This is a genomic window from Paenibacillus zeirhizosphaerae (assembly GCF_030705605.1).
Classification (GTDB): domain Bacteria; phylum Bacillota; class Bacilli; order Paenibacillales; family Paenibacillaceae; genus Paenibacillus; species Paenibacillus zeirhizosphaerae.
This window is the reverse complement of sequence record NZ_JAPCKK010000011.1, coordinates 237633-252432: the sequence shown is the minus strand read 5'-3', so window position 1 is coordinate 252432 and position 14800 is coordinate 237633. Positions and strand designations below refer to the sequence as shown.

At 49.0% G+C, this 14800-nt stretch carries 9 protein-coding genes and 1 pseudogene; 8 read left to right on the top strand and 2 right to left on the bottom strand.

Annotated elements, in window-relative coordinates:
* The first annotated feature begins 25 nt into the window (after window positions 1-25).
* On the top strand, window positions 26-1561 hold the full coding sequence (locus OIN60_RS05840; RefSeq protein WP_305753912.1) for a DUF4153 domain-containing protein: 1536 nt from the start codon (window positions 26-28) through the stop codon (window positions 1559-1561).
* Between the two features lie 16 nt (window positions 1562-1577).
* Here the strand turns inward: OIN60_RS05840 and serS are convergent, their stop codons facing one another.
* A complete protein-coding gene (serS, locus tag OIN60_RS05835; protein ID WP_305754093.1) occupies window positions 1578-2864 on the bottom strand; it encodes a serine--tRNA ligase in 1287 nt (428 codons plus the stop codon).
* Between the two features lie 444 nt (window positions 2865-3308).
* Between serS and OIN60_RS05830 the strand changes: the two genes are divergently transcribed.
* The 4 genes and pseudogenes from OIN60_RS05830 to OIN60_RS22565 form a co-directional block, all read left to right on the top strand.
* Window positions 3309-4652: a sodium-dependent transporter gene (locus tag OIN60_RS05830; protein WP_305753911.1), complete on the top strand. Its 1344-nt coding sequence runs from the start codon at window positions 3309-3311 to the stop codon at window positions 4650-4652.
* 256 nt (window positions 4653-4908) lie between these two features.
* Window positions 4909-5331, top strand: coding sequence for a RelB antitoxin-like protein (locus tag OIN60_RS05825; RefSeq protein WP_305753910.1), 423 nt, complete (start codon window positions 4909-4911; stop codon window positions 5329-5331).
* On the top strand, window positions 5324-5545 hold the full coding sequence (locus OIN60_RS05820) for a type II toxin-antitoxin system HicA family toxin (RefSeq protein ID WP_305753909.1): 222 nt from the start codon (window positions 5324-5326) through the stop codon (window positions 5543-5545). The genes OIN60_RS05825 and OIN60_RS05820 overlap by 8 nt, the downstream gene beginning before the upstream one ends.
* A gap of 18 nt (window positions 5546-5563) precedes the next feature.
* Window positions 5564-5757, top strand: a pseudogene (locus tag OIN60_RS22565) (IS4 family transposase); the annotation flags it as partial.
* A 101-nt stretch (window positions 5758-5858) separates the two neighbouring features.
* Here the strand turns inward: OIN60_RS22565 and OIN60_RS05815 are convergent.
* Window positions 5859-6197 carry a helix-turn-helix domain-containing protein gene (locus OIN60_RS05815; protein ID WP_305753908.1) on the bottom strand — a complete coding sequence of 113 codons (339 nt, stop codon included), beginning with the start codon at window positions 6195-6197 and terminating at the stop codon, window positions 5859-5861.
* Window positions 6198-6432: 235 nt separating this feature from the next.
* Here OIN60_RS05815 and OIN60_RS05810 point away from each other — a divergent pair, with 235 nt between their 5' ends.
* Genes OIN60_RS05810 through OIN60_RS05800 form a run of 3 tightly spaced genes read left to right on the top strand, consistent with a single transcriptional unit; the run spans window position 6433 to window position 14787 of the window.
* The gene (locus OIN60_RS05810; protein WP_305753907.1) at window positions 6433-8106 is read left to right on the top strand and encodes a hypothetical protein; all 1674 of its coding nucleotides are present in this window, start codon (window positions 6433-6435) and stop codon (window positions 8104-8106) included.
* Window positions 8107-8123: 17 nt separating this feature from the next.
* Window positions 8124-9716, top strand: a complete 1593-nt coding sequence (locus tag OIN60_RS05805; RefSeq protein ID WP_305753906.1) for a hypothetical protein — start codon at window positions 8124-8126, stop codon at window positions 9714-9716.
* Window positions 9709-14787: an FtsK/SpoIIIE domain-containing protein gene (locus OIN60_RS05800; RefSeq protein ID WP_305753905.1), complete on the top strand. Its 5079-nt coding sequence runs from the start codon at window positions 9709-9711 to the stop codon at window positions 14785-14787. Before OIN60_RS05805 ends, OIN60_RS05800 begins: the two co-directional genes overlap by 8 nt.
* The last annotated feature ends 13 nt before the right edge of the window (window positions 14788-14800 follow it).

Below are 14800 nucleotides of genomic sequence, written 5' to 3'. Positions count from 1 at the left end.
AAGAAAATACTGGAGGTTATGAGTTATGGCTGACAAACTGTTGCAGAGCCCCAAACGGCCGCTTTATGCGCTTGCGGGTGCGTTTCTATTAGCGGTGATTCATCAGTATCTGTTTTACGGGCATCTTCCGGGGCTGGCGTACCCGTTGTTTACAATTTTCTTATATGTGTTTATGTTTGTGTTCGCAAAGGACCGGATGCGCGAATTTACCTGGTTTGGCTGGCTGATGTTCACAGCGGTTATCCTTCTGTCCCTGACTTATGTGCTGTTTTATAATCCGCTCTTCTATGCATTAAATTTGCTCGTCATTCCTTGCCTCATTTCCTTACATATGGCTTACAAGTTCAGTGCAAGAAGGCTGGGTTGGGGGGATAAACGCCTGCTGTGGGATGCACTGGATCATCTGGTTCCCCGCAGCCTGCGGCATGCCTTTGGGGTGTTCCGTATGCTGAAGGACAGCATGATCCGCCACATGGGAGAGGGACAGAAGAGGGTGCTGGTTCAGGTTCTGACCGGCTTGCTCGTCGCACTGCCGTTGGTAGCGGTCGTAATGTCACTGCTGTCTTCGGCTGACGGCATCTTCGATCATATGCTTGCCAGTGTTCCCTCCTGGCTGGACCGTCATTTGAGTTTTGGGGAGGGCAGTACGCGTTTGCTCTGGATTGCAGTGCTCGGTCTGATGTTCTTCGGATATCTCTGGGGCTTCGTGGGCTTTAAGCCGTATGCCGCAGAGCTCGGGAAAGGGGAGACTGCGGATGACAGACTTGAGCAGAGACTGGGCGAGTGGGCAGATGAGGCGGTGAGCGTTAAATTGGCTCCGGTCATTACAGCCACGGTGCTTGTCACGATGAATGCGGTATATCTGCTGTTTGTCTATACCCAGTTTGCTTATCTGTTCGGGGCAGGGGAAGGAATATTGCCGGAAGGACTATCCTATGCGGAGTACGCGAGGAGCGGATTTGTTCAACTGGTGCTGGTGACAGGCATTAATTTCACCCTCATGCTGGTCGTGCTGCTGCTGGGAGAACAGACACCCGGCAAGCTGCACCGGTGGAATCAAGGGATGCTGTATATCTTGGTTGCCTGCTCGGGTGTCATGCTGTATTCCGCTTATATTCGGCTTGTCATGTACGAAGAAACCTATGGTTATACGTATACCCGGTTTCTTGTTCATGCGTTTATGATCTTCCTGGGCTTGCTGCTGTTGATTGCAGCGCTCCGTATTCATATGACCCGGATTCCGCTGGCCAGATGTTATATCGTGCTTGGCCTGTGCGCATATGTGCTGATTAATTATATTGGAATGGATACGATCATCGCGGACCGGAACATCGAACGCTACCATGTGAGCGGAAATATGGATATATATTATCTGCAGGGGCTGTCCGCCGATGCCGTTCCGCGTCTGATCGAATTTGCGCAGGATACGTATCCGGAGTTGAATCCTTACCTGCGGGAGCGAATTACCGAGATGAAGAGTGTTAAAGAGCCGTGGCAGTCCTTTAATCTGGCGGAGTACCGCGCGCAGCAGGCTCTTGAGGACTATTTTGACGGCCGGTAAATTAGCTCCCGACTGGTTACTCGACCGGAGGCCGGAGAATCTCCTGACCGTTCATATACGGCCGCAGCGCTTGCGGAATGCGGATCGATCCGTCCTCCTGCTGATGGTTTTCCAGCAGCGGAATCAGGATACGTGGGGAGGCGACGGCCGTGTTATTGAGCGTATAGCAGTACACGAGCTTGCCCTCCGCATCCCGGTACCGGATGTTAGAGCGGCGGGCCTGAAAATCCAATAGCTGCGAAGACGAGTGCGTTTCTCCGTATGCGCCGCGACTCGGCATCCAAGTTTCGATATCCAGCTGCTTGTAGGTTTTCTGCGACATGTCCCCGGCACAGACGGCCATAACCTGATAGGGCAGCTCTAACAGCTGCAGCAGCTTTTCCGCATGCCCTGTAATTTCCCCGAACATCTTCTCCGACGTCTCCAGGTTGGCTTCACACAGAATCACCTGCTCCACCTTGGCAAATTGATGAACACGGTACAGTCCGTGTACATCCTTGCCTGCCGAGCCTACTTCGTTGCGGAAGCAGACCGAGACAGCCGCTAGCCGGATCGGCTCGGCAGCATCAATGATCTCGTTGCTGAAGTAAGATACCAGGGGAACCTCCGAGGTTCCAACTAGCCATTGATGCTCCCCTTCGATCCGGTAGGTTTGTTCTTCTCCGAGCGGGAAAAAGCCGGTATTCATCATGGCCGATGTTCGTACCATGAGCGGAACCTCAAGGAGCCGGAAGCCTTGGGTTAACAGAAGATCAACCGCAAGCTGCTGAACGGCCCGGTGCAGCAGGGCACCGCTGCCGGTAAGATAATAGCTTCGTGTTCCGGCTGTTTTGACACCACGGGTAATGTCAATCATCTGATGCAGTTGGCCGAGGGCAATATGATCTTTAAACTCAAAGTCGAAGCAAGGCGACTCGCCCACGCGTTTCAGCATCACATTATCTTTATCCGAGCTGCCGACGGGTGTATCTGGCGAAACGATATTAGGAATGAGCAGCATGCGCTCCTGGCACTGCCTTTCCGCTTCCTGATAGGCTTCCTGCAGCTTATCCAACGCCGCATGAACTTCCTTGGCCTGTTGTCTGGTCAAGTCTGTCATCGTGCTGTTTTTCTGCTGGACCAGGGCTGCAATCTCCCGGCTCAGTCGGTTGCGCTGCTGGCGAAGCGTCTCCATCTCCTGCAGCAATTGCCGTCTCCGGTCGTCCCATTCCAGCAATTCCGTTACTGAAACCTTGATTTTTTTCTGATTTGCCGCCGATTGTACTTCCTCCTGATGCTGTCTGATCCATTTGATATCCAACAACATGTCACCGCACTCCTTCTTCCATCGAATAGGTTGAGATCCATCTGAAATGCAAAAAAGCGCCCTCATCCACATGGGACGAGGAGCGCTCTGATCTCGCGGTGCCACCCAAATTGACCGGACAGCATGCTGTCCAATCCACTTTAGTCCGCTGTAACGGGCGGGGCCGGTTAACTTAGGGAGATGCTGCTCACTGCAGCGAGCTCCTTGACGAAAACACCTCCGAGTTGGATGCTCTTCACGGGCATGATCGAGTATGTTTTTGGATATTATACACAGATCAGGAGAATCAATTCAAGCACCTTTCTGAAAATAGATATTATTCCGGGGGTGGACAGATTAACGATTTGTATTTGCCTCGCGAATTTTCAAACTTTGTTGCTGACCTACTGTGTAAGCTAGTATATAATGAACTAAATTTGGGTTTTGATTAGGAGGATTTAAATGAGTTTGCAAGAACAAAAGCTGTCTGTGAAAGGAGAACGCTTCTCCTCCTCCGGGTTCATCTTGGCGGCAATAGGCAGTTCGGTAGGACTAGGGAATATGTGGAAGTTCCCTTATATTACGGGACAATACGGAGGAGCGGCCTTCTTCCTGATCTTTATCGTATGTTTGATAGCGGTGGGTCTGCCGGTTCTTCTGGCCGAGCTGGCCATCGGACGCAGCGGGCGGGGTAGCGCTGCTTCATCCTTCGTCAAAGCCGGAGGGGGCAAGATCTGGGAACGTCTCGGACTGATTCAGATCATCGCGCCCTCCATGATTCTGTCCTTTTATGTAATTGTAGCAGGCTGGACGCTTCATTATGCTATTCTTGCGTTCAGCGGCAGACTGTTTGTGAATGAGGATTTTGCCGGGCAGTTTGGCTCCTTAGTGTCCGGGCCTATGGTGATTGTATGGCAGGCGGTTGCCATGCTCATTACGGTTTGGGTTGTTATCCGCGGTATTTCCGGAGGCATCGAGAAGTTTAACAAGGTGCTCATTCCCGGCCTGGTTGTACTGTTGATTGTGCTGATGGTTCGCGCTGTAACTCTTCCGGGTGCCGGTGCAGGGGTTTCCTTCTTTCTGAATCCCGACTTTTCGAAGCTGACCACGGAATCTGCGCTGGTGGCTTTGGGACATGCCTTTTTCTCGCTTTCCCTGGGTATGGGGATTTTGATTACGTATGGGTCTTACGTGGATAAACGCCAGTCGCTGGGAACGGCTACACTGGCCATTGGCGCAGGCGACCTGATTTATGCGCTGATTGCCGGCCTGATTATTTTCCCGACAACATTCTCTTTTGGCATTGATCCCGCACAAGGACCTTCGCTCGTATTTATCGCCCTGCCTGCAGCTTTCTCCGCGATGCCGCTCGGCGGGCTGTTCGGCGGTTTGTTCTTCATTCTGCTGGCGATTGCCGCGCTGACCTCTGCAGTATCGATTCTGGAGGTTCCTGTAGCTTATGCCAAAGAACGCTGGAATTGGAGCCGTTCCCGCTCTGTGTGGACGATGGCGCTGCTCTGTTTCATTCTGGGTATTCCTTCCGCGCTGTCGCTCGGAATGGTACCTGCCCTGACGTTCGGCGGCAAGGCATTCTTTGACTGGATGGACTTTATTGCCTCCAATATTCTGCTTCCGCTGGGTGGGCTGCTTACCACACTCTTCGCAGGATACTTCTGGAAGAAGGCTGCGGATGCGGCGGGTCTGACTGCAGCGTGGTTCCGTGTATGGCTCTTCATGCTGCGTTATGTAGCGCCTGTACTGATGCTGCTTGTACTGTTGTATTCCGCGGGTTTCATCAAGTTTTAATTTCTAGGGCTAATTCCCCGCAGCTTGCTGCGGGGATAATTTATCGTTTTGGGAAATTTATATCTATATCACGCGGTGGTGAACTGTGGGTTTGCCCCTCCGCGCCCTCCGCCTCCACCAAACCATGAGAAAGAGCACCGTATTAGGAACGTATTAGGTGCTCTTTTTGCGTTGCAGGTATGATTGGGAACACAGATGAATATACTACACAGTGTACAATGTGTACATATTTCTGTACAATGGAGGCGAGGGAGGGATGATTATGCAAACTGTTCTTAACGCTACAGAAGTAAGAGCAAATTTCGGTGGTTTTATTGATACCATTGTCAGAGATAAGCCTCAAGCGATCAAGCGAAACAGAGATGTCATAATGGCATTCTCGAAACAGCAAATGAAGGAATTGCTGTCCGTGTATGAGTTGACCTTTGAATATGAACAAGATGAGGATGGTCGATATGCCGGCTCAATAGAGCAAATCGATGATATTGTAGCAGACGCCGAGACACTAGAAGAACTCAAATATGAATTGTCCAGGAACTTGGTTGAATATGCGATAGATTATGAGGCCAATTACTCGCGTTACTACAATACCCCCAATCGACATAAACATGCCCCGTACATTCTACGTGTACTATTGGAAGATGATATTGAGTCAGTAGCACGAATATTCCATGCCTAGTTGGGGTGATTTGGAAAGCTTTTTAAGACGCGATGACTGGGTTTTGGTAAGACAGAATGGCAGGGATAAGATATATGAAAAAACTCTGCCAAACGGAGAGATTTTAAGAACAGCGGTATCAAAGGGAACGGGAGAAATCGGTAAAGGCCTGTTTAATCGGATTTTAAAACAGCAGTTGAGAGTTGATAAAGAGTATTTTAATTCGAAAAAGTAGAATTAATGACGTAGGCTCAGATTCCTGACTCTGCTTAGTGTCGCTACGGTACTAAGGTCCGTTTGCTTACGTCTAGGGGATCGGATTTCGGTCTTCATCATTGATGACTCCATGTTCAACGCAACCGCAGTAAAGCGGTGGAATTGCTCGCCCGATTTAGAGATCATGCCACAGGCGCTTATTTTAAAGGATTTCGCATGCTGACGATGGGCTGTCGAATGGGCATGCCCAATCTGGTCGAAGAGAAAAGAACCATTTAAGCACACGAAACTACGCCAAAGCCCATCAGCATTGGCGTAGTTCTACAATTATGCTACTTCTCCCGATACTCGACAATAGGTTTAATCACCTGCGAAATGAGTTTCACTTTCTCCGCAGAGCAACCCTCCAGCATGACCATAATTTCATTCCGGAGATAGTCATCCGATGTGCTGTCCGAACCGTTCAATATATATTCTGTCGATTCCTCAAGAACGTAACACAGCTCGGATAAGCGATCCAGGCTGATTTGCGTTTTTCCTCTTTCGATTTTGCTGATATAAGCATTGGACACATCCAATTCCTCGGCCAACATTTCTTGAGTTAACCCCTTTTTCTCTCGCGATTTTTTGATACGATTCCCAATAATTCCATAGTCAAAGCTCAAGATCATCACCCAATTAAAAATATAGCAACCGCAATTCAGAGATAACATGAATGCAAGATCAAACTGAACCTATTAGTTAAATTGGGTGAAATTGTTATTCAAAAAAGCATGATTCTACAAAATACAGCATAAAACGTATAGTTCAATTGAACCTATTGGTTAAAAGTGGTATGCTATGTTGTAGGAAATTAATCACATACATTCATTACTATGGAACTATTAGCTTCGTTAGGAGGGCGACATGAATTCCTTCATTCAATACCTCGATCAATTTAACGTCCTTTCTCCAAGCCATGCGAAAATATACGACGAGTATATCCAAAGTACGGATCAATATCGGTTTGCAATCGATACCAACATTGAGCGATTTTTGTTGTCCTTATTTAAGGAAGCGCCCCGCAGCGTGATCATGACGGGCAATGCCGGCGATGGCAAGACACGCCTATGTCGAACTGTATATGAACAGATAACGGGGAAGCCACTGCAGAAATGGCCGATTAGCGGAATTGTGGACGTACCGTTCAGCGGGGGCACGCTTCGGATTGTGAAGGATTTGTCAGAACTTACCGATGCAGTAATCCTGGAAGAGCTTAAGCGCTTGCAAGAGGTGATGGAGAAGGGACACGTGAGTCGTCATTATTATCTGATCGCCGCCAATGAAGGCAAGCTGTCCAAGTTCCTCTCTCAACATCCTGCTCTTTACCCATTGTCCCAGGCCGTTAATGATAGATTTCTCAATCATAGGTCTAATGATAGACAGCTCCATTTGGTCAATTTGCAGGATGTCACTTCATCTATATACGCGTCTCGCATCATGGAAGAATGGAACCGTGAAGACAATTGGACCGCTTGCGAGAGATGTAGTCGAAACAAAAACTGTGTGATTCAGTTGAACCATCGGCGAATGTCTCAGTCCTTGGTCCGGAATCGGCTTGTTGAGCAGTATCGCCTTCTCGATTGCTTGGGCGTCCATGTTACCATGCGCGAAATACTTATACATATCAGCTATGTGTTGACCGGCGGGCTCACCTGCGAGCAAGTGATGAGCGCTGGATATCAAGATATCGAAGAGCATGCTAATCGTGCCTACTACGACAATTTTTATGGCGTGCATTTGCCCCAGAGCGGCGCGGGAGAGCAAGGTGCGATCCGCTACTTCAAGCATCTTGATCCCGGCAAGCTGTCTATTTCAGCTATCGACGATTATTTGTTGAACGGGGATATTAGTGGCGATGTCCAGGTTATACAGAAGCATCAACGGCTATTCGATGACGAAATCGACTTGCTGTTCGGTTATTATCGCAAGATGATCGAGGTGCATCGTATCCAGGATCGGAGCAAGGAATCAATGGAGATTTTCGTTCAAATGTCCAGGTTCAGAAGGAAGTATTTCTTCGAGACAGACGAACAGGATGGCAGTATGCGCGAGAAGCTGATCCCTTATTTACATTTCTATCGTTTTCTCGACAGCTTGAAGGATCGGCAGGTGCTTGCTTCTGTGCGCAAAGAACTGATCCAAGGGCTCAACCATAATTTCTCCAAAAAACTGATTGGCCGGAGCGAAACTAACTTGTTTGTAGTGAACGAAAATCTTCTTATTCACGAAAGCTTCTCTGCAAGTCAAGTGAAGCTTTCGATAGACGAAGATCGCTCGGATATCGATTATTTGCCGTCCAAATTGTACATAACCGTCAACCAGGAAACGAAGCTGGAGGTTAAACTGCCGGTATTTGAATATTTGCTCCGCTTAGCAGGGGGCGGATTGTTCATAGCGCTCAGACAAGAGGTTGACATCTTGTTAGGCACCTTCAAGAACGATTTGATAAGTCGCAGCGAACTGAATGAGTTCAGCTTGCAAGTATTCGCAATCGATCCGAACAAAGGCGTGTACACGCCATATGAAATCGATATTTAATGCGGAGGTACCGCCAAATGGAGAAGACATCAGAGGAAAGTAATGCGAAATTTACGTCACAACTATCTGCCGATATATGGGGACACCGATTTAAGGATGGCCAGCGGGGGCCGGAGTACGTGCTGGAATTTCTTAATGTGTTGTTCGGCGCGAATTACAGCTTCAGTGATGACTACTATCGGCGCAAGAAGTCGGTGGGTCTTCGCAAGTTTATTTTTGAGGGCGTGAAGGAAGGTTCAGGCTCGAGTGGTATCTTGGTGCTGGAGGAAGAGGAAAAAACAAAGCTTCTTGGCGCTATCCAAGAGGACAATATCCATGTGCTTAAGCAATTCCTTCGAAATTTGGAAGTTACATTGTATAACACGACGGGAAAAGAGGCGGATCGTTCCTGGTTTGCCCGATCCTTGTATCCTCTGCATGAATCGTTGCTGTATGTGGAATTGCGTAAGAAGGGGAAGGACTTGTCCTTTGAACGAAATTTCTATGCCCGCGGCGGTGAATTGTATTTTCTCATGCTAGCATATGGTACCGACAAGCATACAGAACGTCGTCAGTTTATTGAGACACGCTTCAAGCAATTGTTGAAGAAGAACAAGATTATTGAGAAGGTCGTGGACAAAATTGCGTCGGCCTTTGATGAGGATGAAGCTTCGTCGGATCAAGCCAGACTGCGGTCCGCTTCGAGTAGCGAGAAGAATGTGCCTGTATTGCCGCCGTCCGCCCCGCAGGAAAATGAACGTTTGTTTGAAAGTTTTGCGGAAGAATTGGAGCGTCTTCTCTCCATTGATCTCGATATCTATGAGATGTTTCATCTTCTGACTGCGCTGGTATGCTTCCAATTGGCGCGTTACATGCATGAAAGGTCGTATACTACTCCTGGCCGTCATTATTATTTCATTGATTGTCTGGACGGCACTAATAAGCCGATCTCCCGGCTGTCGTCTCTTAGCTTCGAGCAACATGAGAACTTGATCAAAGCTAGGTTCGAGCATGAGCTTGAATTGAGAATGCAACAGACATTCGGCAACGAAGAAGAGATCGAGCAGCAGTTACCGCAATGGAAGGCGGAACCGGAGCAATTCATTGACATACTGGGATTAAACCTGATGCGCAGCCGGAAGAGGACTATTGAAAACACACTCTTACGGTGCAACAGTGTTGCCGACGTAACGGGACGGTTGCAGGCACTGATTCGCGAAGCGATCTCCGATCAATTGAAGAAGCATCAATTGAACATTACTCGGGTCATCTCTCGAGATGGCGGTTTTGCGACTTACCGCCGCGGTTCGGCTTCCAATTATCGCTACTCGATTTCGGACCCCTTCTTGCAGATGATCGTGTTCACGAAAGTGAAGCCGAAGGAGAAGATGGAGTATTATGAGTTTCTTGAGACGCTTTACCGGGACTACGGAATTGTTATTGGGGAAAGCCAGGCCAGACAATCGGGTTTGTATGAGCAATCAAGGCTGAATATTCGCTACTTTAACGATAATGAGAAGGCACTGCGCGACAAACTACGTCATAACGGGCTGCTTATCGAATTTTCGGACGCTACGGCTATGGTTCAGAATCCGTACGCGCCTAGCATGATGGAGGTAAGCTATGTATAGCTCCGCACGAAAATTGTTGGGCCAGTGGATGGTCGAGCTTGTCATCCGCTATTTCCAGGATCAGCAGAGGGCCAATGGGGACAAGCTGTTTACCAAAATCACAGGTATTGACGATGCGGCATGGGGCGATGTGCTGCAGTCGTTTCGGGACGCGGAAGATCGGTTGTTGGCGTACTACAAACCTGTTATTCGTACTTTGAACAAGGTGAACGGTTTCGAGTCCTATCAGTGTCAGCAGCATGAAACCAGCACTTGGCTTCGCAATAATACGGCAGCGGGCAGCGCGCTTCTTATCTTTATGAACGATGTGTCTCCAGAAGCGCAAAGCTTGGAAAACATATTTACCATTGATGAGGCCCGTCTATTAAGCCCGCAAGGGTTGGAAGTGTTGTACCAGCTTTTCGCGGATATACATAAGTGCTATGGAGACGAGCTGGAGGCGCTAAAGCAATTTCTAAGTATGTACGGCAGGATCGCGGATGCACAACTGCGCACTGTGCTCGCCTTCTTGGCTGCCGTCGTTCAGGACCCGCAGCTGTCTATGATCGACAGGATACAGCAGAACATGGATCAGCTACTACTGTTCCGTGACAGCAAGCTGTCTTTCCGCGGGGCCGATGGATATGCGCGACTGAAACGGAACTACCAGCTATCCAGACTAGAGCGGGAAGGGAAGACCGTCAAGAAAGATGATCTGATCGACAATTTGTATTCATTCATCGAGAAATCGACTGCTCCGCAGGACGAGCATGAGCTGTGGGATAAGGTTCACCCGGATGTTTTTCGCCAGCAGGCGCTGGCATTTATTCATAATCAATCGAGTGAGTTGCTTCAATATGATTTCGATGTTATATCCACGGCGCTGTTCTTCAAGCTAAAGGCGCAGAAGATTAACGAGAAGATTAATGATTTCAGGATGGTGCTCGAAGGGCAGGATGATTGGAAGCCGGAAAAGGATCAGATCGTAACGGAAGCACTGGAAGCTATTGACGATGGCCGCGAGCCTGACAAAATTCAGGAATTTATCAATGAGTTCACAGACGAGCTTCAAGAGTACCCGAAGCTGAAGAAGGATCTGGAGCGCATCCTCTCTCGTCAACGGCAACTGGCCGAATACACGGAGCTTAGCGATGCTCTGCTGCAAGAGTCGATTCAGTTGCTAGAAGAATATTCTTCCGAACAGGAGGAGTATGGCTTGAACGAAGCGGCATTCGTGCTCTATTTGAATTCGCCCGTGCAAGAATCCGCGCGAACGGCGCTATCCTTCCATCTCCTTCAACTGGAGCAATTAACGGGGTATATCAAATTCGACGAATCCTCGCTCAAGGATTCCGACGCGCAAGAGAAAGACGGCGATCTTTCTTTTAAGCTGCAATTGCTTATACACAACAAGGCCGTTCTGGAAAGCCAGTTCAAGTTGGTCAAGGCGTTCACGGGTGCTCTCCCGAGTATGATTGAGCATATGCAGGATACGGGGCATATTCCTTACGTGCGCGAATATTATGGATCCGAAATAAAGCTGACGGATGTGGTGCAGGAAGTGAAGGAACGCGTCAGCGGCTACGTGGCGACGGGCTATTCCCATGTTGAAGATGCAGCTGTACAAATCTATGCGTTTATCGCTTGGTACACCCGTGAACTTAAGGGTGGATTGAATTCAGGACTGAGCAGCATAGACTTCGCTGAGCTGGAAGCGAAGCTGGAACTCCTGCTAAGCCAAATCCATCAATCGGCACTCCTTTCGAAGCATGTATTTCAATATATCGGCCATCTGGGAGCCATCGACCGTTACGATTGCAAGATCAGCGATTCGGTCGGTCATGCGCAGACGCGCGTACTGACACTTCTTAATCCACTGCGGCTGCTCAGTTATGCTAAGCGTCTCTCACGCATTCGCGGGGAGTTGGACAGTTGGGTAGAACAACAGCGAATAACGTCATCAACTATTGACGAGATGAAAGCTTATCTGCAGCAGAAGCAGGAAGAAACAGCGCATCTTTCGCCACGTTATTTTGTCATTGAGGATCAATTCCTGATCGAACAGCAGGAACGGATGGGCGAAGGGATATTTGCGCTGAACGGCAAGAACAGCGGCGAGGAGCAGCTTGTCGATACATTCAGCGAGGAATTTCTGACCACGGTCAAGACGTATCTGGACGTGTATCCATACGCTAGCGATTGCTTGGACATCGTGTTCTTGTATTGCCCCCATGCGGAGTATGTGACGAGCGCCGTAGACCGGATATTCAGATATACCGATGTGCGTAAAGTCAAGGCAATCGTGCATTGCGAGACGAACGGTGCTGCTGTACATGAACATTTGAACGGCTGGATGAATCAGGAGGAGCAGCATTCTGAACGCTACAACAGCTTCCCAAGGGTAGAAATTCAGGTCATCGCCGAGCATTCCATTAATGCTATGATGCAGAGCGTATCCCAGTATTTGCTCGATGCGGACATTGGGGTGCTGATTAATTATTTCGGCCAAACGTCTCATATTCAGTACAGACTTGAGAAGGTGAGCGTCAAGGATTCGGACAATTGGTTCGGCACCATATATAAGGAGCCGCTCAAGAGGGATGATGCGGTGAAACGGGTCAGCTTCATCAGCGAGAGCTTGCCCAAGGTCATGCAGTATTTCTATCAGATGCAGTTTATCGTGCATAACAATGAGACGGTTCGGCCCGATGAGCATTATTTGCTGCGCAACGTAATCTCTATTACGAAGCTGTCGGATACTGAATTGATCAACTATATGCACGATCAGTTTAATTGGTCACTCTTTATCGACCGGCATCTGGATAAGTCCTTGTTGCGGCAGGTTTCCTCCAAAGCCCAGATTATCAAGTATAAATCGAAGGCAGGCAATGACAAGGATTTTCGGACGATACTGTCTTCTTCGAAATACATTCGGAAGCTGGCGAATGAGCTTGCCGATCATGAATACTACGACCGGTTGCATCAGAAGTACACGCTGATGCTCAAGAACGACCATATCGACCCGCAAATCATTGTGCAGGCGACTGAGCGGGTGAAGGATATTTCAGGCGGCGTCGTACTGCGCGCAATTGGTCCCGGCAAGTTTGCTCATGAGATGATGGCGATCTACCTGGCAACACAGGTCAGAGCGGCGCAAGACGGGGAACTCACTGTCTGGTCTGTTTGCGACGAACTGCCGTGGTTTCAAGGCAATTCACGGAGACCTGACCTCGTGCGCATGGCGTTAAGGCGTACCGGGGAACGGATTCATATCCATTTTGAAATCATTGAGCTGAAGTTTATTTCACATACCATCTTTGAGCCGGAAAGGTATGATGCCATCAAGCAAGTGAAAGCCGGGCTTGAAGTGTACCAGAACCGATTTGTATTCAACGAGCATCCGGCCAGCGCGTCGTTGTGGCGCCAAGAATTGATTTATTATTTGCTGGAGTATGGCACATATTCAGTGGAGGACGCATTGCTGCTGAAGGAATTGCAGTCGATTCCAACTGACTGCATCGACGTGGAGCTGTCCGGCTCAATCGACACATTCGTTTATACGTCCAATATGCTGGAGCTCAGTGTTATGGAAGGACATGTGAACGGCTATCAGATGGAACGGCTTCATAACGAATATACGAACCATATTTATAATCGTTCTTATATCTTGAGAGCGCTAGGCGCGTCCCAGGAAGATGTTACACCTTCCTACGAGGCATTGGAGGAGCTTCCGGTATTCGTTACGAGCAAGCTGGAATTCGAAGATGCTGCGCTGGAGAACGTGATGGAGGAGATGAATGTTGCCGTCATTTCCAGAAATGATGCGAGGGTAGAAGTGGAAACTCCGGTGCCGGATCATTCGGAAGCGGCAGCGGCGCATCGTGAAATTGAGGAGACGTTGGCTCAAGTTGCGGGCACAACTGCAGCTTATGGTAACGTGGATAAGGCTTATCCCGAGCAGATAGCTCTTGCCGACGAAGCGAGGGAACAATCGAATAGCACTGAGGACATGCTGCCACTGGTAGAGAGCTATCAGAAGAAGCTGCGGTTTAATTTCAGTCAAATCGGAATACCGATTAAGGTCGTAGACGCGTTCATCGGCGTCAGCGTCATTCGTCTTGTCGTCGAAATTCCGGTGGATAAGTCATATAGCAGCATCGAAAACAAAGCCAAGGATATTTGCCTGTGGCTGCAGCTGCCTTCCGTGCCGTTTATCGCGCTTCGCAAAGGCAGAATCAATATCGACATTAATCGAGAGGAGCCGGAAACGGTTTACTTCGAAGATTTCATGGAGATAACACGGGCGCAGTACCCGCTGGAGAAGCTGAAGGGCAAGCTGATTGCGCCGATAGGCGTCGGGCAGGTGCGTGAACTCATCGTGCTAGACTTCTCCAGCTCCAACACGCCGCATCTCTTGGTAGGCGGAACGACGGGGAGTGGCAAAAGCGTCACGATCAACTCGATTATATTGGCTATGATGTGCCTATACGAGCCGTCCGAGGTGCAATTTCTGTTCATTGATCCGAAGAAGGTCGAGTTTATGATTTATGAAAACCGCACCCATACGAAGCAGGTTATAACCGAGATTGAGGAAGCGATCATCGTACTCGAGCAATTGGTAGAGGAAATGGAGCAGCGATATTCGTTGTTTGCACGCGAAGGCGTAATGAGCATCGACGAGTTTGTAGAGGCAACCGGTTCGCCGCTTCCGCGTCTTGTTGTCGTCTTCGACGAATTCGCAGATTTCATGGAGCGGGAGAAGAGCTTGAGCGACAGGGTGGAAAGCTCTATATTGCGTCTTGGAGCAAAAGCGCGGGCGGCTGGTATTCATTTACTTATCTGTACGCAAAATCCGAAGGCAGATATTGTGCCGACGAATATTCGCAATAATCTGCCGGCCCGGTTGGCTTTGAAGGCGGCGGACCACCATGCCTCCAAAATTATCATCAATGAGGAAGGCGCCGAGACGCTTGGCGGCAAGGGGGATTTTCTGATCAAGCTGGATCTGCCGGAAACCGTGCGAGCGAAGAGTCCGTTTCTGATACCTCGCGTCAAACGCGCACTCATACAGTATTTTACGAAGCAGGAATAGCTGCAAAGTGGTT